This is a genomic window from Marinobacter sp. JSM 1782161 (assembly GCF_011421605.1).
GTDB lineage: Bacteria > Pseudomonadota > Gammaproteobacteria > Pseudomonadales > Oleiphilaceae > Marinobacter_A > Marinobacter_A bohaiensis.
Window position 1 is genome coordinate 1,863,546 of sequence record NZ_WSSA01000002.1, and the last position, 20,008, is coordinate 1,883,553.

General features: G+C 64.8%; 14 protein-coding genes. 8 read left to right on the forward strand and 6 right to left on the reverse strand.

Going from position 1 to position 20,008, the window contains the following annotated elements; translation table 11 throughout:
• Positions 1-51 precede the first annotated feature (51 nt).
• From GQB00_RS08300 to GQB00_RS08315, 4 genes are all read left to right on the forward strand, one after another.
• Positions 52-1,311: an efflux RND transporter periplasmic adaptor subunit gene (locus tag GQB00_RS08300; protein WP_165855881.1), complete on the forward strand. Its 1,260-nt coding sequence runs from the start codon at positions 52-54 to the stop codon at positions 1,309-1,311.
• Positions 1,304-4,462, forward strand: a complete 3,159-nt coding sequence (locus GQB00_RS08305; protein WP_323127257.1) for an efflux RND transporter permease subunit — start codon at positions 1,304-1,306, stop codon at positions 4,460-4,462. The genes GQB00_RS08300 and GQB00_RS08305 overlap by 8 nt, the downstream gene beginning before the upstream one ends.
• Positions 4,463-4,616: 154 nt before the next feature.
• Entirely contained in the window at positions 4,617-5,852 is a 1,236-nt protein-coding gene (locus GQB00_RS08310) for a DUF445 domain-containing protein (RefSeq protein ID WP_165855883.1), read from the forward strand.
• 165 nt (positions 5,853-6,017) lie between these two features.
• Positions 6,018-7,049 carry an HDOD domain-containing protein gene (locus GQB00_RS08315; protein WP_165855884.1) on the forward strand — a complete coding sequence of 344 codons (1,032 nt, stop codon included), beginning with the start codon at positions 6,018-6,020 and terminating at the stop codon, positions 7,047-7,049.
• A gap of 9 nt (positions 7,050-7,058) precedes the next feature.
• Here GQB00_RS08315 and GQB00_RS08320 read toward each other — a convergent pair whose 3' ends face one another.
• Complete coding sequence (locus GQB00_RS08320) at positions 7,059-8,363, reverse strand: YihY/virulence factor BrkB family protein (RefSeq protein ID WP_111494712.1); 1,305 nt, start codon at positions 8,361-8,363, stop codon at positions 7,059-7,061.
• A gap of 452 nt (positions 8,364-8,815) precedes the next feature.
• Between GQB00_RS08320 and GQB00_RS08325 the strand changes: the two genes are divergently transcribed.
• Positions 8,816-10,981 carry a methyl-accepting chemotaxis protein gene (locus tag GQB00_RS08325; RefSeq protein WP_165855885.1) on the forward strand — a complete coding sequence of 722 codons (2,166 nt, stop codon included), beginning with the start codon at positions 8,816-8,818 and terminating at the stop codon, positions 10,979-10,981.
• 77 nt (positions 10,982-11,058) lie between these two features.
• On the opposite strand, the gene GQB00_RS08330 is transcribed toward GQB00_RS08325, so the two are convergent.
• From GQB00_RS08330 to GQB00_RS08345, 4 genes are all read right to left on the reverse strand, one after another.
• Complete coding sequence (locus tag GQB00_RS08330) at positions 11,059-13,467, reverse strand: fatty acid cis/trans isomerase (protein WP_165855886.1); 2,409 nt, start codon at positions 13,465-13,467, stop codon at positions 11,059-11,061.
• Between the two features lie 117 nt (positions 13,468-13,584).
• Positions 13,585-14,613, reverse strand: a complete 1,029-nt coding sequence (locus GQB00_RS08335) for an acyltransferase (protein WP_165855887.1) — start codon at positions 14,611-14,613, stop codon at positions 13,585-13,587.
• Positions 14,614-14,753: 140 nt separating this feature from the next.
• Positions 14,754-15,185, reverse strand: a complete 432-nt coding sequence (locus GQB00_RS08340) for a hypothetical protein (protein WP_165855888.1) — start codon at positions 15,183-15,185, stop codon at positions 14,754-14,756.
• Positions 15,186-15,250: 65 nt separating this feature from the next.
• Complete coding sequence (locus GQB00_RS08345; protein ID WP_165855889.1) at positions 15,251-15,802, reverse strand: NADPH-dependent FMN reductase; 552 nt, start codon at positions 15,800-15,802, stop codon at positions 15,251-15,253.
• A 113-nt stretch (positions 15,803-15,915) separates the two neighbouring features.
• Here GQB00_RS08345 and soxR point away from each other — a divergent pair, with 113 nt between their 5' ends.
• Positions 15,916-16,392 (forward strand): redox-sensitive transcriptional activator SoxR, encoded by a 477-nt coding sequence (soxR, locus tag GQB00_RS08350; protein WP_416234155.1) that lies wholly within the window; start codon positions 15,916-15,918, stop codon positions 16,390-16,392.
• Between the two features lie 75 nt (positions 16,393-16,467).
• Entirely contained in the window at positions 16,468-17,130 is a 663-nt protein-coding gene (locus tag GQB00_RS08355) for a DsbA family oxidoreductase (protein WP_165855891.1), read from the forward strand.
• Positions 17,131-17,135: 5 nt separating this feature from the next.
• Here GQB00_RS08355 and GQB00_RS08360 read toward each other — a convergent pair whose 3' ends face one another.
• Entirely contained in the window at positions 17,136-18,050 is a 915-nt protein-coding gene (locus tag GQB00_RS08360; RefSeq protein WP_407657827.1) for an AraC family transcriptional regulator, read from the reverse strand.
• Between the two features lie 722 nt (positions 18,051-18,772).
• Between GQB00_RS08360 and GQB00_RS08365 the strand changes: the two genes are divergently transcribed.
• Entirely contained in the window at positions 18,773-19,948 is a 1,176-nt protein-coding gene (locus GQB00_RS08365; RefSeq protein WP_165855892.1) for an efflux RND transporter periplasmic adaptor subunit, read from the forward strand.
• The last annotated feature ends 60 nt before the right edge of the window (positions 19,949-20,008 follow it).

Genomic DNA, 20,008 nt, shown 5'->3' on the forward strand with positions numbered 1-20,008 from the left:
CAACCCGCGCCACAGCCATCGTTGCAGAGAGATCCGTCCGTGCGACAGTCCATGGATACATCGGGCCGCAAGCGTTACCTGCTGCCCCTGCTGCTGGTCGTTATCGCCAGCGCCGTGATCGCGCTGCTGGTGGCCACGCGCCCCTCGCCACCGGAAACGCCGGCCGCTGAAAAAAGCTGGCCAGTCCAGGCCGCCACCATCGAATCGGCTTCCCGCTCCCCCCAACTGCGCCTGCTGGGCCGCATCGAAACCCCGTTCCAGTCGACCCTGAGTGCGGCGGTCACCGCCGACGTCGCCCGGCTGCCCCGGCTGGAAGGCCAGCGCGTGACCCAGGGCGACGTCATGATCGAGCTGGACGCCGCCGAAGTGCGCCTGCTGGTGGACCAGCGCGAGGCCGACGTGGCGGAACTGGAAAGCCAGATCGAGCAGGAACGCAACCAGTACCGGGCCGACCAGCGCCTGCTGGAACGGGAACGCTCGCTGGTGGCTCTGGCGCAACGCTCGCTGGAGCGGGAACAGCGACTGTCGGAGTCCAACCTGAACAGCCAGGCGCGCATGGATCAGACCCGGGAAGCGGTGCAGGCGGCGGAGATCTCGCTGGTTAACCGCGAGCTCGCGGTGGCCAACCACGACAGCCGCCTCAAGGCCCTGCAGGCCCGGCTGGAGCGGGCCCAGGCGCTGCTGTCACAGGCCCGCCTGGATCTCGATCGCACCCGCATTCGCGCCCCGTTTGCCGGGGTAATCACCGCCATCGACGTCAGCCCCGGCGAACGGGTCCGGCCCGGCGAACCGCTGCTGAGTCTTTACGCCGACGACGCCCTGGAAATCCGCGCCCAGGTGCCCATGCCGCACATCGGGCCGATCCAGTCGGCCCTGGCTGCGGGGCAATCCCTGCGCGCCACCACCGAGCTGGGCGGCAACACGCGGCCCCTGACGCTGCAACGCCTGTCCGGACAGGTCAACCGCGGTGCCGGCGGCGTGGACGCCCTGTTCCGCTTTCGCGGCGAGACGCCCGACGCCGCCCTCAACCGCACCCTGGACGTGATCCTGGAGCTACCCGCGCAGCCGGACCTGTTCTCGGTGCCGGTCGCGGCGCTCTACGACGAGCGCACCCTGTTCCGCATCCAGGAGGGACGGCTGGAATCGCTGGACGTGGAGGTCGTCGGCACCCACTTCAACAGCGACCGCCAGCACCTGCTGATACGCTCGTCGCACCTGACCGACGGCGACCGCATCCTCACCACCCAGTTGCCCAACGCCATCGGCGGGCTGCGGGTGGATGTGCGGTCCCCGGAGACGGACGGTGACTGATCCGCACGGCCTCCACCGGCGCGACCTGCTGGGCCGTTTCGCCCAGCACCGGGTCGCCGCCAACCTGCTGATGCTGATCCTGCTGCTGGCCGGCATCTACGCGCTGACGGGCCTCAACCGCCAGTTTTTCCCCAACTTCGCCACCGACTTCATCACCGTGCGCGTGGTCTGGCCCGGTGCCAGCGCCGAGGACGTGGCACGGTCGATCACCACACCGCTGGAGCAGGAGCTGCGCAACCTCGATAACGTCAAGGAAATGCGCTCCACCTCGTCGGTGGGCTACAGCAGCATCGTGATCGAGTATGAAGAAAACTCGGACATGGGCATCGCTCTGGATCAGGTCAACGAACACGTCGGACTGGTCCGCAACCTGCCCAGCGACGCCGAGCGCCCGGAGGTCAGCAAATACATCCGCAACGAGCCCATCGCCAGCCTCATCCTGACCGGCCCGGTGCGGCTGGAGGCCCTGCGCCCGCTGGCCTACCGCTTCGAGGACGAGCTGCTCGACCGGGGCGTGGCCAAGGTGGAGATGACCGGCTTGCCGGAGCGGGAAATCGCCATCGAGGTGCCCAGCGCCGCCATCGGCGATCTTGGGCTGTCCCTGCCGCAGCTGGGCCAGCGCGTGGTGGGACAGAGCCAGGACATCCCCGCCGGCACCGTCGGCGACGAGGAATCCGCCCGCGAGATCCGCAGTCTGGAGAAAGGCCGTACGGCATCGCAGTTTTTGGACATGCCCATCATCACCACCGCCGACGGTCGACGCCTGACCCTGGGCGACGTCGCCGATGTAACGCTGCGGCCCAAGGATAACGCGGTGGAAGTGTTCTACCAGGGCCAGCCCGCCGTTCTGATGCAGCTGCAGCGAGCGGAGACCAGCGACGCCCTGGATTCCGCCGGCACCATGCTCGACTGGCTCGATCAGACCCGCCCCGACCTGCCCGAAGGCGTGCAGCTGATCACGTTCGACGAGAACTACGAGCTGATCGTCGAGCGCATCAACCTGCTGCTCAAGAACGGCCTCGGTGGGCTGATCCTGGTGGTGGGCATCCTGTTCGTGTTCCTCAACGGGCGCATCGCCTTCTGGGTGGCGGCGGGGATTCCCATCTCGTTCATGGGCACCCTGGCGATCCTCTGGTTCAACGGCGGCAGCATCAACATGGTCAGCCTGTTTGCGCTGATCATGGCGCTGGGCATCATCGTCGACGACGCCATCGTGGTGGCTGAAGACGCCATGACCCACTACCAGAAAGGCGAAGGCCCGCTGCAGGCCGCCGAGGGCGGCGCCCGTCGGATGCTGGTGCCGGTGATGAGCTCGTCGCTGACCACGGTGGCCGCCTTTCTGCCGCTGATGCTGGTCAGCGGCATCATCGGCCAGATCCTGCGGGACATTCCGTTCGTGGTGATCTGCGTGATCATCGCCTCGCTGATCGAGAGTTTCCTGATCCTGCCGGGCCACCTGCGCGCGACCTTCCAGCGTCACCACCATCGCCGCGACAAACCGCTACGCGAGCGACTGGATCGTGCCTTCAACCGCTTCCGCGACCACCGGTTCCGGCCGCTTGCCGAATGGAGCCTGAACAACCGCCTCACCGTGCTGGTGGCCACCGCCTGTGTACTGGGACTGTGTGTGACCGTGGTGGCCACCGGCCACGTGCGCTTCACCTTCTTCCCCACGCCGGAATCCACCCGCATCGTCGCCAGCGTGAAGTTCGCCGCCGGCACACCGCCTTCCGAGGTGAAAGCCTACGGCCGGCGCATGGAAGAGGCTCTCTGGCAGACCAACGAACGACTCAAGACGGGCCGCGACCGGGACGACGATCTGGTCAAGGTGGCGGTGCTGGAAATGAATCGCGGTTCCTTCGACGGCGGGCGCAGCACCGAACGCGGCGAGCAGTACGCCATGGTATCCGTCGAGCTGATCGCCCCGGATGCGCGCGAGGTGCGCAACCCGCAGTTCATCGGCGCCTGGCGCGAAACCCTTCCGCAGCGGGCGGGCATCGAGCAACTGTCGATCACCAGCCCCCAGGGCGGCCCGCCGGGCAAGCCGCTGGACGTGTTCATCACCGGTGCCGACGCCAGCACCCTGAAACAGGCGGCGGAAGACCTGAAATCCTCCCTGCGCGGCTACTCCGGTCTCAACGACATCCTCGATGATTTGCCGTGGGGCAAACAGCAGTATGTCTTCACCCTGACGCCGCTGGCCCAGTCCCTGGGGCTGACCGTCGACGATGTGGGCCGCCAGATGCGCGCGGCGCTGGACGGGCAGCTATTGCAGGTGTTTTACGACAGCCACGACGAGGTGGAAGTGCGCATCATGCTGCCGCGCCGGGAACGCGATCTGCAGCAGACCCTGGACACCCTGCCCATCGTCACACCCGACGGGGCCACCACGCCGCTGGCCAACATCATCCGGCTGGAATCCCGTCGCGGGCTGGCGCTGCTGCGGCACACCGACGGCCAGCTCGGGGTCCACGTCACCGCCGATGTGGACCCGGAAGTCACCAACGCCAACCAGGTGGTGGCGGACCTGCAGGCGGACGTGATCCCGGAACTGCAAAGTCGCTACGGCGTGCTTACCCGTTTCGAGGGCAAGGCCGAGGAACAGCGGGAGACGGGTGAAGACATGCTGTCCGGGGCGGCGATCGGGCTGGCGCTGATCTACATCATCCTGGCCTGGGTGTTTTCAGCCTACAGCTGGCCGTTGGCGGTGATGATCGCCATTCCCTTTGGTCTGTGCGGTGCCATTCTCGGCCACCTGCTGCTGGGCATCGACCTGACCATCCTGTCTCTGTTCGGCATGTTCGGGCTGTCGGGTATCGTCATCAACGATTCCATCATCCTGGTGACCTTCTACCAGTCCCTGCGCGAGGGCGGCATGCCGGCGCGGGAAGCCCTGGTGGAAGCCGCCTGCCAGCGCCTGCGCGCGGTCCTGCTCACATCCCTGACCACCATCGGCGGCTTGCTGCCATTGCTGTTCGAAACCTCCCTGCAGGCCCAGTTCCTGATCCCCATGGCGGTCAGCATCGCCTTCGGCCTGGCGGTGGGCACGGTACTGATCCTGTTGGTGGTGCCGGTGCTGCTGTCGCTGATCGAAAGCGCTACCGCGCGCCTGCGGCGGGACGCGGCAGCGGAGTCGCCCTCCGGCCACTGATCCTGCTGACCGGCATGCGACGCGGCAGCGTCATTGACACCGGCCCGGGGGCCACAGAAGATGATTCCGGCCCAGGCTGCGCAGCTACAACGATGCGGCGCCGAACCAGAAGAACGCAAAGAGACAGAACGATCACGGACCGACGAGACGCTTCATGACCGACCTGCTGCACCGCCCCGAGTTCTGGCAATACCTCAGCATTCCCGTGATTGCCGCGCTGATCGGCTGGGTCACCAACTGGCTGGCCATCAAGATGACCTTCTACCCGCTGGAATTCGTCGGCGCGCGGCCCATCTGGGGCTGGCAGGGCATTATCCCCTCCAAGGCGCGCAAGATGGCCGCCAAGAGCGTGGACGCGACCATCTCCAAGATCGGCACGGTGCAGGAGATCTTCCAGCAGATCGACCCGGAAGTACTGGGCGAGTATGTGATCCAGACCGTCGAACCGCGCACCGAGGAATACGTCGACGAGCTCATGCTGCGGGAGTACCCCACCTTCTGGGAGAATCTGCCCCAGTCCGCCCGCAACATGGTGTACGAGCGGGTGCGCAAGGCCATTCCCGGCCTGGTCGGCAACCTGGTGGACGACCTCTCCGCCAACATCGAGGGGCTGCTGGACATCAAGGGGATGGTCATCGACCAGTTGGCCCGGGACAAGCGCCTGCTCAACCGCATCTTCCTCGAGTGCGGCGAGAAGGAGTTCCGCTTCATCGTCAATTCAGGCCTCTACTTCGGTTTCCTCTTCGGCCTGGTGCAGATGGCCGTGTGGTACGTCTACCAGGCCTGGTGGGTGCTCCCGTTCTTCGGTCTGCTGGTGGGCTGGGCCACCAACTGGATTGCGTTGAACGTGATCTTCCGCCCCCTGCATGAGCACACCGTGGGGCCGGTGCGGATCCAGGGGCTGTTCCTCAAGCGCCAGCGCGAAGTGGCCGATTCCTTCTGCCACATCGTCACCCATGAAATCCTGACCGTGGGCAACATCATCAACGCCGTGCTCAACGGCCCCAACGGCGCACGCGCCCAGAACATGGTGAAGAAGCACATCAAGCCGCTGGTGGACGAAACCGCCGGCATGGGCAAAGCCCTGACCCAGATGGCCTTCGGGCCCACCGGCTTCGCCACCCTCAAGCAGCAGGTGGGTGAAAAGGCGCTGCAGATTTCCGCCACCTCCTTCAACAACCCGGTGTTCGAGAAAGACCGCGCCGAGGCGGTGGAGAGCATCATGGTCGAGCGCATGGTGGCGCTCAGCTCGGAAGAGTTCCAGGACCTGCTGCGGCCCTGCTTCCAGGAAGACGAGATCAAGCTGATCCTGGTGGGGGCCGCCCTGGGTTTTGCGGCGGGTGTGGCTCAGTTCGTGTTTGTCTTCGGGGAGCGCCTGGCCGGATTCTGAGTGGGCGCGATTAGCCGGAAGCCGCATTGTTCGCACGCAGAATCTGTCGCACTATTTGACGGACTGTGACGATTCGAATCGTTCGCGATGCTATCCTGAAAACAGCGGCTGGCGGTTGCCGACCAGTGGCTGACAAGAGCAATAAAGGCTTCCGAGGTCCAACGAATGTGGCGCCTGTTCAACTGGCTGAAACCCAAGATCCCGGCGTCGGTTCCTGAAACCGCGCCGCCTCTCGATACAAAGCCCGACGCACCGGACGGGCCCGCCCCGGACAACCAGCCTTCCCACAGCGCCCTGGATCAACTGGAAAACCACCTCTTCTGCTGGCTGCTGGACGCCGGACCCGCCACGATCGAGCGCGACACACCGATGACGCCGGTCGTCCTCACCGCTCTCGCGGACCAGTTACGCAGCGGCGCCCTCAACGAACTGCCGCGTCAGCCCAACGTGCTGCCCATGCTGCTGCGGGCGCTGACCCACGAGGACGTCAGTCGCAAGGAACTGGCGGAGATCATCCTGGCGGATCCGGCGCTGACCGACCAGCTGCTGCACATGTCCAACAGCCCGTTTTTTCGGCCCGGCGAACACCTCATCGAAACCGTGGAGCAGGCCATCTTCCGGCTGGGGCTGGACGGCGTGCGCAGCGTCGCTGCAGCGGCGGTGATGCGCCCGATGATGACCGCCCGCAACAGTCACGAGGCGCTGTTCGCCCAGCGCGTCTGGCGCTGGGGCCTGGCTTGCGCGCGTTCGGCGGAACTGATCGCCAACGCCCGGGGCGACGACGGCAACGCCTTCTTCCTGGTGGGGTTGATTCCGGCCATGGCCCACCTGACCCTGTACCGGGAAGTGGTGCGGCTCTACCGCGAGCGCCAGGACGGCGCCGCGCCGGAGCCGGCCGTGATCCACGCCGCGCTGCGCGCCAACGACTGGACCGTGACCCGCCTGCTGGCGGTGGCCTGGAACCTGCCGCCGCGCTACCAGGCCCACCTGCTGAGCACCGAGCGCCCGGTGCGGGGCCGCACCCACACACCGCTCAACGACGGCATGATCCTGGGGACCCGGGAGGTACTGCGCGATGCCCACCAGCGCAACCTGCCGGAGGACGTCCTGGTCGAGGCGCTCGCCCTCGCGCCGGACGAGTTCGAGCGCATCCGCGCCCTCCTCCTCAACATGCTGCGCGACGCCCAGCGCACCTGAAGCCGGACGTCAGGCCGGCGGGCCCTTCACCAATTCGGACATGGTACGGGCATCCCGGCTGACGCGGGCCTTCAGGGATTCGGGCAAAACCCGGGGCAGGCGCCGCACCAGGTGTTCCTCGTCGGCCCGCACCACATGCAGGATCTCGTCAACGGTGATCAGGTCCAGGTCCTTGGCGGGCACCAGGCCGTCGCCACCGGCGCCCGCGAGGTTGAGCACGCCGCCGCGAATCAGCTTGTCACTGACCCGGCGGGTCACTTCCGCGGGCACGCCCATCTGCTGTTCCAGTGCCTCCTGCTGCGGCGCCGACCGCCCCTCGCTGAACGGCTTGCACACCATCCACATCATCACCAGCGCCACCTGCTCCTGCAGTTCCGGAGAGAACCGCACCCGGTAACGCTTGGACACCGAACCGGGGTTCTGCAGGTAGAACACCACGCTGGCGCCGATCAGCAGGATCAGCCAGTTCAGGTACAGCCAGATCAGCAGCACGATACCGATGGCAAAACTCGAGTAAATGGCCGCGTACTTGGCCGACCCCGCCACGAACGAAGCGAACAGGAAGCCCCCGGCCTGCCAGGCGATGCCGGCCAGCAGTCCGCCCACCAGCGCATAGCGTACCCGCACCCGGGTGTTGGGCATGAACACGTAGGTGAAGGTGAACGCAATCACCACCAGGAAGAACGGTGTGAAGCGGCTCAGGAAAACCACCACCGACCCCAACGGCTCAACCGCCATCAGGCTCTGGACCACCGTGGACGAGAAGATCGCTGCCGAGATGCCGATGGCACTGACCATCAACAGCGGCCCCACCATGATCACGCTGAGGTAGTTGCTGAAGCGCTGGGCCATGGAGCGCATCTGCGGCACCCGCCAGATCATGTTGAAGGAGCGCTCGATCTTCTGCACCAGCGAAATCACGGTGTAGACCAGCAACGCCAGGCCCACCGAACCGAGCACCCCCACCTTGATGTTATCGACGAAATCCAGGATCTGCTGCGCCAGCTCGATGCCTTTCGGCCCCATCGGCTCGAAAAACTGGAACAGCAACGGCTGGATGCGCTGGTGCACGTCCATGGCCTTGAGCACGGAGAAACTCAACGCCAGCAGGGGCACGATACTGAGCAGCGTGGTGTACACCAGGCTCATGGCATGCAGGGTGAGCTGGCCGTTGATGACGTCCCGGGCCACGGCGTAAACGGTCCGCCCGGCGCGATACAGCCAGGTCCAGGGCCAGTGCCTGGGCGGATTGGGGTTGGCCAGGACCCACTGTTCCAGGGCCTCGATACGTTCCTTGATCTGGGAGGAAGTCACACGCGCTCTCTTGATTCCGGTTTGCAACAGCTGTCGGGACCGCCGGGCAGGCGGTCGACCGCCCTAACAGTATGGATGATTCGGCGGACATCGACCTCAAATACGCGAAATGGCGTGATTTTCCGTAATCCTTTCGCGTTCCCGCTATTCTGGCGGATGCCGGGAGCGAGGCCAACCTCCGCGACCCCATTCCATCGCACCAAAATAAATCACGCGATGTTTCATTATTAGTCGATTGCACCATCACCGACCTCGACACCCATTTTTGTGACGAGTGTCACGTTATTTTTCGCCATCCTCCGGCCGGCCTGAAGTTTGCAAAAGCCTCACATGTTGCAGGGCACGCCCGAATGCCGGCGCTTGCAGCCATGACAACGACGACACGACGATTTTTCCGGCTCGCCCTATTGTGGTGCCACGGCGAGTCCGCTGTACGGGAGGCGAATCTCACGATGACTCTGAAAAGTGACACCATGCACCTGACACCCCAGGAGCGCCGCTGGCTGCCATGGTTTGGCGGCATGGGCAAACTGGCCATGGGCTGGTCCTGTTTCCTCAACCGGGACCGATACGCCAACAACGAACGGGTCTTCCAGGGCATCGCCACGACCCGGGTCAACGCCCTGCAGCGCTGGGCCGACAGTCAGTGGAGTTTCCTCGACAGTTTCCGGGAGCGCCTGGAGCCCCGCTTCCCCGAGGCCACCGGGGATATCCTCGCGGGCGCCGCCGCCCGCCTGGGCGAGGTGTCCGAACTGTTCGTCATTGATGACAGTGGCCGGGTCATCGCGTCCACCACAGAACGCCGCTGCGGCGCCCGGGACCTGAACGAAAAGGCGGTCAGCAAGGGGGTGAACGACCGCTTCCTGCACGGCCCCTACCGCGACCCGGTGACCCTGGAGCTGGGCCCCACCTCGTCCCGCTTCCACGACGCGGTAACGCTGATGTTCTACCAGCCGCTGACCGGACCCAACGGCGAACGCGGCGCGCTGTGCGCCCGCATTCCCAACGACGTGATGAGCGACCTGATCCAGCGCGAAGCGGGCCACGTGTTTGAGGAATCCGGCGACAACTACATCTTCATGATCGACAGTCAGTTCGATCCGTCGATTCCCCAGGGCGCGGCCCTGTCCCGCTCACGCTTCGAAGACGCCACCTTCAGCCACGGCGACAATCTCAAGGACGGGATCGACACCGGCTTCGGCGTGGTCAGCATCCGCGAGCACACCGAGTTCGAGATCCGCTTCACCGACCCGGCCACCGGCCAGCTGCACCCAGGCGTGCGTGAGGCCATCGCCCGGGGCGACAACCTCTACGTCAAATACCCGGGCTACTCCGACTACCGCCACTTCCCGGTCATCGGCAAGGGCGTGACCTTCCAGTTGCCAGGGTCGCCGGACCGCTGGGGCATGATGTGCGAGGGTGATCTGGAGGAAGTCTACCGGCGCCGCTCGGTGTCCTATCAACTGACCCGGAGCTTCGGCCTGTTCGCCACGCTGTTGTGCCTGGTGCAGGTCGCCCTGCTGTCTACCGGCGTCGGCTTCTGGATCAACGTCGCCGCCCAGGTCGGCCTGACCCTGCTGGGCATCGGCGTGTTCCGGCTGACCAGCGCGCGCCCGCTGGCCCATCGCATGGCGTCGATGGCGGACGTGATCCGCAACATCGCCGAAGGCGGCGGCAATCTGCGCCAGCGACTGGACGTGACCGCCATGAAGCGGGACGAGACCGGCGACCTCGCGCGCTGGATCAACAGCTTTATCGACAGCCTGGACGGTATGGTCGGTCAGGTCATCGCCCTGGCCACGGACTCCCGCTCCGCCAGCAACGACCTGCTTGACCAGAATCGGGTGGCCGACGACAACATCCAGCAGGTGATGCAGGACATCGAACGCATGGTGGACGGCGCCCGCCAGCAGCAACACGAGATCGAGAACGCCTCGGAAACCGCCCAGCAGATGCGCACCAGCATGGAGAGCGTGGTGGCCCGGGCGCGGGACCAGTTGGGCATGATCAACCGCGAGGCCCAGGGTATCCGCGACGTCGTCAGCAAATCCGCCGGCAGCATCCGCAGCGCCAGCGACAGCACCGAGGAAATCACCCGCACCGCGGCGGAGATCAGCGCCATCGCCGAGCAGACCAACCTGCTGGCGCTGAACGCAGCCATCGAGGCCGCCCGGGCCGGGGAACACGGCAACGGCTTTGCGGTGGTCGCCGACGAGGTGCGGCAACTCGCCAGTCGTACCACCAAGGCAACCCAGGACATTGAGGAACGGCTACAACGGGTGCAGGAGGACACCCGCCAGGCGGTGACCACCATGGAAAGCGGCATGAGCGAGATGGAGCAACGACTGCAACAGGCCGAGACCGCCGCCGAGGACAACGACGCCCTGCATCAGATGGTGGAGGCCCTGTTCGGCGCCATCGCCCGGATCGAGCAGACCAACCAGTCCCAGAGCCAGCAGACGTCCGGCGTGGCCGAAGGCGCCACCCTGATGAACCGGCTCATCGCCGAGCTCAACGCCAGTTCGGAGACCACCCACAGCGCCGCCCATAAACTCAAGCAGCTGACCAGTCAGTTCCAGGTCAGCACGGCGGAGAGCGACTCGATGGCCACTCGATAGCGACCCGGCAAACCGAAGCGGCGGGGCCAGCAGGCCCTGCCGCACTCAATGTTTTCAGAGCACCTGCTTGCAGAGCATCAGAGATTCTCGTATCGGTTCACGTCGAAAATCCCCGCCTGCTCCGGATCGGTGTCCTCCACGTAGCGCCTGAAATCCGCCAGGATCGACCAGAACTGCGGGCTGGTTCGTCGTACGCCCCAGCGCGCGGCCAGATCGTGCAATCCATCGCGGCTATCCACCCGGCGCAGGGCCGAGACAAACACATCCAGGTCCTCGAGCGGGATATCAAAGCTGAAGTTCGGGTAGCTGCCGAGCGTTCCCTCCATCACGGTTACCGTGTCCTCCTCCGGCGTGAGCCGGCTGTCTTCGGCAAACATGAAGGCCACGTTCTCATGCAGCCGGTTATGGACCAGCGTGTACACCCAGCGCTGATCGCCGTCGGTGATCCGCAGGAAGGTGACTTCGGGAAGCTGCTGGATCGCCGGCAGGGTGGCACCGGTTTCCCCGGTCAAAGGCCGCAGGATCGCCTCAACCTGGCGTTGCGCGACACTGATGTCCGGCCGGTCGCAACCGGATCCGCTGCAGCGGTTGAGAGTATCCGGCGGGCCGGCCACGTCCGCAGCGCGCTGGGTCAGCAGTTCACTGAAACGGGTCATCAGGGCGCGCTCGTCCGGCTGCTGGCCGAGGCTGGAAAAATCCAGGGTGGACGGCGTCTGCCGATCCAGGTCGGTGTAGGTGATGGCGTTCTTGATCGCCGCTGCCCCCTGGTACCAGTGATCGTAGATCGGCTGGCGGGCGTCAGCCGGCATGTAGCGCAGGAAATTGTGCTCAGAGCCGTTGCGGATCAGGTCGAAGTAGAGCCGCGTCTGCGCCTGGTGCGACACGCTGCCGAACACATTGAAATTCACCACCAGCTCGTAATAGGTGCGCTCGAGCAACGGATAATCCATGACCCAGATGGTGCGCGGCACCTGCCCGTGCAGACCGCGCCGCACCGACGCGCTGTCATGGTGACGGAAGATGGTCAGCAGCGCGTCCCGGTTCCAGCCGTCGCCGTCCCAGATCTCGTCCAGGGTCGCGCCGTCCGGTTTGCGATGGGCGTAGTGGACCTCACGCTTTTCCAGATAGTCGTTGCGCTTGTGCTTATAGCCCAGCCACTCGGAGCCCAGCGCCAGCAGGTCGCTATCCTGCCCCGGCAAACCCAGCAGCGGCGTGACGCTGTCGCGATAGGCAGCGTCGTTGACGTAGGCTTCCTGGTCCGGGTCCTCGAACACCGTCCAGAACTGGTCACGGATCACGTCGGTGGCCACCTGCCCCCGGCACACCGGGCCGCGGATGAAGTTGCGCACGAAGTATTCGGCGTCATCCAGCATGAACTGGTAGCGGGATCTGGCCGGGATCGCGGCGAAGGTCTGGAACGGGTTGGCGCGCGCCTCATAGCCGTACCCCGGCGGCTCGCCCACCTGCCACTCCGGCTCGAAGAACAGGGACTGGAAGCGCCGCATACGGGTCTCGCCCAGATCGTACGTGATGTGGGTCTTCTCGACGATGGTGCGGGTGATCGGTTGCAGGCGGTAATAGAAACGGCCCTTCGGGTCGTCGTTGGGGCGTACCGTCGCCACCGGCAGAATACGCTCGCCCGGCGGTGTCCAGGAGCGCACCAGCTCGTAGAAATGGGCGCCGTCGATGTCCGGGAAATTCAGATGCGCGGCGAACAGGTGCTCGAACAGGTAGCGCGACACCAGTCGATGGCGCTCGCCGCCGGCGTTGAAGAAATCCTCCCAGCGCTGCACGGCCTGGCGCTCGGCGTCGCCCGGCTCGTAGGCGGCCGGCTCGGTCACCGCGCCTTCGGCGATCCAGGTTTCCAGGGTCCGGAACTCCTGCTCGGTCAGGCCAGCGCTGGCGAACGGCATACCGCCGAAGGGGTGCCCGTCGGCGTAGTCCTCGAAGTTCACCAGCGACGGGCAGCTCTGCGGACGCGCCATGCCCATGTTGACGTCGTCCGGGATCCGGCTGTTGGCCGGCAACGGGTTCTGACGGCCCAGGGCGAGCATCTGATAGAGCACCGAGGTGTCGCGCCCGTCCAACGCCGACTCGACGTCGCCCACATCCCCATGCAGTACCGAGAAAAAGCCTTTCTGGCGCCATTCAGCCGGCGTCTGGGCGTCCACGCCGAGACGCGTCGGCGTCATGTTTTCGAGTCGTCCGCCATCGTAGACCGGTAACGTCGAGGCACCTCGCAGCAGGCCGTCGGCGCTGGTCAGCTTGAGCTGGCAGGGGGCGTCGTAGCAGCCGTGGCAGGCGATGCACTTGGCCTCGAAGATGGGCCGGATGTCCTGCTGATAGTCGTAGGTCTGATTCAGGGACACCAGCGGCTGCGGGTTATCGTAGGTGGGCACCTGACTGCAGGCATAGACGAACATCGCCGTCAGTAACAGGAGTACGACGGTGAACAGCGAACGCGGGCGACCCGGCGATGAGGGCATGGGCAATCCTTCTGCTGACGGTTAAACAGGCGACGGACCGGCGCCCGCACGCCGTCATTATAAAGGTTGGGCCGCAAATGATGCAGCGGACGGGAGTGGTACGTCCGCCGCCTGCGATCAGCTCACCCGCCGGAACCAGGCAAAACGACGCATCAGCCGCACGATCAGGAACGAGACCAGCGCTACCGCTGCCACGTCCAGCACCATGAACAGCGCCAGCATGCCATCGAAGTAGCGACTCAGAGGCAGGGTGGCGAAAATGATCAGCGGGTGGATCAGGTAGATGCCAAAACTGGCATCGGACCAGGCACTGATCGACGCCCGGGGCTTCAGCCGATGGGCATTCTGGCGCAGCAGCCGGAAGATGGCGAAGGTGCAGGCAATCACCAGCAGCCCCCGATTACTGAGCACCAGGAAGTCCTCGTCGAGCCCGGTGTGGCGGAACAGCAGCCAGTTGCCCAGGGCGCCCACCAGCACCGTCGCGACAACGATCCCCACCAGCACGGCAGCGGGACATCGCAGCCGGTCGTCGTAGCGGTCCAGCGCGTAGCCACCGACGAAATACAGCAGGTACAGCGGGAAGACCGCGAACCACTTGATCTCCGAGTCGGCCACATATCTGACCAGCACGGCGCCCTGGGTCATCAACGCAAACAGCACGAACAGCCCTGCCAGCCAGAGCAGATCGACGCCGCGCGGCGCCTCGCCGCGCAGGTACTGGTTGACGAAGGGCGCGAACAGCATCAGGCAGGTGAACATGGTGAGGTACCAGAGATGCCCGTAGGCATGTCCGGCACGGACCATGGTGAGCGTCATGTCCAGCAGTGAACGCTGGTCCGGGTTCCACAGGAAATAACCCGCCACCAGGTACACCAGATTCCACAGTATCAATGGCGGCAGCAGACGCCAGGCGCGTTTCTGCAGGAAGGTCCCGGGGCTGATCTCGCGCCCCAACAGCACGGCACCGGAGGCCATGACAAACAACGGCACGGAGAACCGGCTGGCGGAATCCAGCAGGTTGGCGAACCACCAGTCGAAGCCACTGATCTCGCCGAGCTGTTTATAGAAAACGGTACTGACGTGTATGGCAATCACCGCCACGATGGCGATGACGCGGAGATAGTCGATCCAGACCTTGTGCTGCATGCGCATCCCTGATTCGGGACACCGCTGGCCGTGGCACAGCAGACAGCGTCCAGCGGCGTCGTCCTGACGTTCCCGGAAACCGGACGGCGACCGGCTGCAGGCCTTGCCGTCCGATTGTCCGCACAAAGTCGGCTATTGTGTCAGCAAACGCAGCGGGCGGATATGTCGCTCCGACCTGCGCAGCCGTGCCCGACAGATCCCTGGCGGCGCGTGCCCTTTCGAGACGGACGCGCCATGGGCTCGGGCTTCATGCGACAGGACAAAACCCCGTCGCGCTCCTCCAGCAGCAGGATATGGACCCCGACGATCCATTCCCGTTCAAGCCCGTGGGGCCAGGTAAACGGACCCGAGGCGAGTGCAAGTTCCGGCCGGCGGCGTTCCAGCGCCGCGCGATCCAGCGCCACGGCGACGGGAAAGTCACCGGGCCGAAATTGCCGGACCGTTTGCGACTCCACCGCCTGGCGGCGGCAAAGCTCGATGACGGTGGGCCCGGTGCCGGACTGACCGCTGCCACGGCAAAGAGCGCTCCACTGCGTCGCCGGTGTCACCCAGTACAGATAGGATTCATCCATTTACGGTTCCCCGTTACCTGTTTTCCTTTCGAATTCGATCGCCAGCCATGCGAGACATCCGCGCCTCACACCGCCTGGTCATAAGGTTCTTCCGCCCGGGCCCGCTGCATGGCCCGTGCCCACCAGGCCAGCCGCGACGCCATGCGCTCCAGCGAGGCGGTGGTCCGGCCGGCATCGTTCAACTCCCCGAACGCATCGAAGCGATCCCAGACCTGCGGCAGGGCCACCGCATCGCGCAGTGTGACCGCGTGGAGTTCGGCGAACACCAGCCGCAGCTGCTCCACCGCACGAATGCCCCCGGAGAGTCCGCCGTAACTGACGAAGGCCACCGGCTTGGCCTGCCACTCATGGAAGAACGTGTCGATCAGCTGTTTCAACGGCCCGGGAAAGCTGTGGTTGTACTCCGGCGTCACCACGATAAAACCGTCCACGGCGTCCAGTTGCTGCCCTAACCGATGCTCGGCATCGGCGCTACCCAGCCGCAGCGGGTCGATCACCCGCAGCGACAGATCACCGTTCCCCTGCAGTGTTCGCATGACCCAGGCGCTCACCGTGTCGCAAAGACGTCCCTCCCGGACACTACCCATGACCAGCCCGATGCGTATTGGTTTCCTCATGGCATTCTCCCTCGTCTCGATTTCCCTGGTGTGTCCAGGATTGACGGATAGCCTAGAACCTCAACTAAACTTGAGGTCAATCACGACTATCATTGGAGAATTCAATGACCACAATAAAATCCGTGGATCGACACAAGCCGCTCACCATCGGCGAGGTCAGCCGGCGCAGCGGCGTGGCCGTGTCCGCGATCCATTTCTATCAGCACAAGGGCCTGGTGCGGAGTTGGCGCACCGAAGGTAACCAACGACGGTTTCACCGCGATGTACTGCGTCGCCTCGCGGTGATCAAGGTGGCCCAGAAGCTCGGCATCCCCCTCGCCGGGATCGGTCGGGCCATGGACGCCCTGCCCGCCAACCGCAGCCTGACCGCCGAAGACTGGAAGCAACTTTCAAACCAGTGGCACGAGGAGTTGACCGAACGCATTGAGCAACTGACCCAACTGCGCGACCAGCTCGGCGACTGCATCGGTTGTGGCTGCCTGTCGGTGGACGCCTGCCGGCTGAGAAACCCGGGCGATCAGTTGGCGGAAGACGGCGCCGGTCCCCGCCTGCTGGACCCGGACGGTGGCGAGGATCGGCCTGAAAGATGAACAAACGGCCACTTCCCGGTATCATCATGGGGCAGTGCATCCTTATCCATCGCCTCAGGCATCAGGAGTATCACCATGAAAACGTTGCGGATCGACATCGTGTCGGATGTTGCGTGTCCGTGGTGCGCCATTGGTTATGCACGCCTCAGGCAAGCCATGAAGGCACTGGAAAACGAACTGGCGTTCACCATCGACTGGCATGCGTTCGAGCTCAACCCGGACATGTCCCTCGACGGTGAGCCGATTCTGGAACATCTCAGCCGCAAGTACGGCCGCAGTCCCGCTGAAATGGAAGCCAACCAGGCCAACATGATGGTCATCGCCCGGGAATTGGGCCTGAATTTCGATGGACTGCAGAAACGCTATTCGCGCAATACCTTCGACGCCCACCGGCTATTGCAGTGGGCCAAGGAACAGAACCGGCAGACGGACCTCAAGCTGGCCTTTTTCGACGCCTACTTCGGCGAGGCAGCCAACATCTCGGACCCGGCGGTGCTGTGTCGCTGCGTGGAAGCCACAGGACTGGACGGCGAAGCCGCGCGCCAGCTGCTGGACTCAAACCGCTACGCCGTGGCGGTACGCGCCGAGGAAAAGCGATACCAGATGGCGGGCATTCAGAGTGTGCCGGCGCTCATCGTCAACCAGCGCTACCTGATCTCCGGCGCCCAGGAACCGGCGACTCTCATCGCCAGCTTCCGGGAGATCGCCGAAGACCGCATCGAGACCTCACCCGCCTGATCGCTTCAGGCGGACACCGACTGCTCACCGCGTAGCTTGATCACGTCCGCCCGGGGCGGCGCGCCAAACAGGCGACTGTATTCGCGACTGAAGTGGGACGGGCTCTCATAGCCCACCCGGTAACTGGCGGTCGCCGCCTCCAGTCCTTCCGAAAGCATCAGGCGCCGGGCTTCGTGCAGGCGCAGCTTTTTCTGAAACTGCAGCGGCGACATCCGCGTCACCTGCTTGAAGGTGTGGAACAGCGCGGATTCGCTCATGTTCACCTCTTCAGCCAGATCCTTCACCCGCAAGCTGTCCGTGTAGCGGTCCTTGAGCACCGCAATGACACGGGACACCCGGTGCACCTGGGAATCCGCCACGGCAAACTTGCGCATGCGCGCGCCCATCTCACCGATCAGCGCCCGATAGATGATCTCACGCCGGGCCAGCGGCGCCAGAATCGGCACATCCCGCGGTGAATCCAGCAGACTCATCAGCCGGTTGACGGCATCGAGCATGCCGCGATCCATCCGCGCGAGGCACAGGCCACAGCTGGCTTCCGGGCAGGCTTCCGCTTCAGCGGCATCCAGCGGCAGCTGGCTGCCCAGCTCCAGCACGAGGTTGCTTACTTCCTGCGGATCCACATCCACCTTCAGGGCCAGGTAGGGCTCGTCAGACGAGGCGTGCACGATTCGACCCAGCACCGGCATGTGTACGGATGACACCAGGTAGGACAGCGGCCCGTAGGTCAACTCGCGATCGCCGAAGTTCACCGATTTGGCGCCCTGAACAATAAACGCGAGCGACGGCGTGTAAACGGTAGACACACAACTGGTGGAAGTTTCCGAACGGAACGTTTCCAGGCCTGGAATCGCCGTCGCGTTGATTTGCTGCTGCTCCAGGGCACTGCGCCGGACCCGCCCCGCCAGCTCCTGGCGCAGCGGTTCCAGAGCGCTGTCCGATTCCTGCTCGGCACGAACACCCGCGCCGGCAAGAGGGGACTTGTCCGGACCGTGCTGGACGGCGACGCGGCCGTGCGCTCGGGCAAACGGTTTCTGCTCAACGATGGGGGAATGAGGTTCAGGCACAGTGAGGTCTCCTGGGGCATGGCCGGGACGATGGAGTCGCCACGGCTATCAAAACGGTGACCAGTATACGCATGGAAAATGGCCCACCGGGTTCATGTTGACCCAATTCGACAGGATTAGGCAATCACCGGACAGTAACAGGCAACGATCCCGGCTGGATTAATGGATAATCCAATTCTCCTGAGCACTTCCACTCACAAGCGCTTTACCCCTCTGCTCCCGGCGCGGTAATTCTCGACAAACGGAATAAAAACTCTTTATATACGGAGTATTACGATTACATGACAAGCTGAACAAACGATCGAGCAGCCCGCCTTTGCGACACTTCCGAAACCACACGCCCAGAATTCCTTTCAAGCCTTTCTAGAGAATCAGGCAACCTTCACAGAGAAACCGGATACCGCCGTTCGCGGGACAACCATTAGATTAGTCACACGTTATCGACGCACAGCGAAACGCCGCAGCTCCCCCGCCGTCCCCGGCAACCAACCAGAACGGAGAGCGGCCCCGCGTCAGACCGTGCCAAGCCGAACTGTTTGCTGGATATCCGATATTTGACCAGGAGAACGCATCCGATGGACGCCCATCTGCAAGGAATACGTACCCCGCTTCTGACATTGACGCTGTTGTTCGCCACCGCCGTGGGACTGGTCGGCTGCGAGGCCCACAGTGAGGAAGCCGCCGCCGCGCCGCCACCGCCGGCGGTGGATGTCGCCCAGGTCGAGTCCGATGCCGTCACCCTTTGGGACGGTTTCACCGGCCGTATTGCCGCCCCCGAGAGCGTTGACCTGCGCCCGCGCGTGAGCGGCTACATCGACGAAGTCGCCTTTGAGGAAGGCGAGCTGGTGAAGCAGGGCGACCTGCTGTTCCAGATCGACCCGCGCCCCTACGAAGCCCATGTGGATGCCGCCAAGGCGCAACTGGCCCGCGCCCAGAGCCAGCTATCGCTGGCCGGCAGCGAAGCCGAGCGCGCGCGGCACCTGATGGAGAGCCGCGCCATCTCCCGCGAGGAGTTCGACCAGCGCCAGGCCACCCTCAATGAAGCCCGCGCCAGCGTCGCCGCAGCCCGTGCCGAACTGGACAGCGCACAGCTGGATCTGGAATACACCCACATCCGCTCGCCCATCGACGGACGCGTCAGTCGCGCCATGGTAACCCGCGGCAACCTGGCCACCAGCGACCAGACCCTGCTGACCCGCGTGGTGTCGGTGGACCCGCTGTACGTCTATTTCGAAGGCGATGAGGAAACCGCCCTGGAAGCGCTGAACCGCCTGGATGCGGGATCGAACCCCCAGGTACGCGTGCGCCTGGCCGGCGAGGCCGACTACGCCCACGACGCCGTCGTCGACTTCATCGACAACCAGTTGGACGCCAGCACCGGCACCCTGCAGTACCGAGCGGTCATGGCCAATCCCGACGGCCGCTTCCGTCCCGGTCAGTTCGCTCGCGTCAGCATGCCGGTCAGCCGGCTGGAGCACGCCCTGATGGTGGACCAGAAAGCCGTTCTGACCGACCAGGACCGCCGCTATGTCTACGTGGTGGGCGACGACGACACGGTCAGCCGCCGCAACATCGAGCCTGGCCGTCGCTCCGGCGAGCTGCTGGTGGTCGAGAACGGTCTGGAAGCCGGCGACCGCGTGGTGGTCAATGGGCTGCAGAAAATCCTGATGCCGGGCATGCAGGTCCATCCCGAGCAGGTGGCCATGCGGCCGGCCCAGCGCGAGAGCCAGCGCGTCGCACGCGCCCAGTAAACCCGACTTCCCGATCTCCGATTACTGAATCCGGCGTGGCCCGAACGGGCCACGCCCAGG

What these genes read in the sequence shown, in the direction of transcription:
- GQB00_RS08300 (WP_165855881.1), top strand. Translation starts at nt 52, where the DNA reads ATGGATACATCGGGCCGCAAGCGTTACCTGCTGCCCCTGCTGCTGGTC.
- GQB00_RS08310 (WP_165855883.1), top strand. Translation starts at nt 4,617, where the DNA reads ATGACCGACCTGCTGCACCGCCCCGAGTTCTGGCAATACCTCAGCATT.
- GQB00_RS08315 (WP_165855884.1), top strand. Translation starts at nt 6,018, where the DNA reads ATGTGGCGCCTGTTCAACTGGCTGAAACCCAAGATCCCGGCGTCGGTT.
- GQB00_RS08325 (WP_165855885.1), top strand. Translation starts at nt 8,816, where the DNA reads ATGACTCTGAAAAGTGACACCATGCACCTGACACCCCAGGAGCGCCGC.
- GQB00_RS08330 (WP_165855886.1), bottom strand. Translation starts at nt 13,467, where the DNA reads ATGCCCTCATCGCCGGGTCGCCCGCGTTCGCTGTTCACCGTCGTACTC.
- GQB00_RS08335 (WP_165855887.1), bottom strand. Translation starts at nt 14,613, where the DNA reads ATGCAGCACAAGGTCTGGATCGACTATCTCCGCGTCATCGCCATCGTG.
- GQB00_RS08340 (WP_165855888.1), bottom strand. Translation starts at nt 15,185, where the DNA reads ATGGATGAATCCTATCTGTACTGGGTGACACCGGCGACGCAGTGGAGC.
- GQB00_RS08345 (WP_165855889.1), bottom strand. Translation starts at nt 15,802, where the DNA reads ATGAGGAAACCAATACGCATCGGGCTGGTCATGGGTAGTGTCCGGGAG.
- GQB00_RS08355 (WP_165855891.1), top strand. Translation starts at nt 16,468, where the DNA reads ATGAAAACGTTGCGGATCGACATCGTGTCGGATGTTGCGTGTCCGTGG.
- GQB00_RS08365 (WP_165855892.1), top strand. Translation starts at nt 18,773, where the DNA reads ATGGACGCCCATCTGCAAGGAATACGTACCCCGCTTCTGACATTGACG.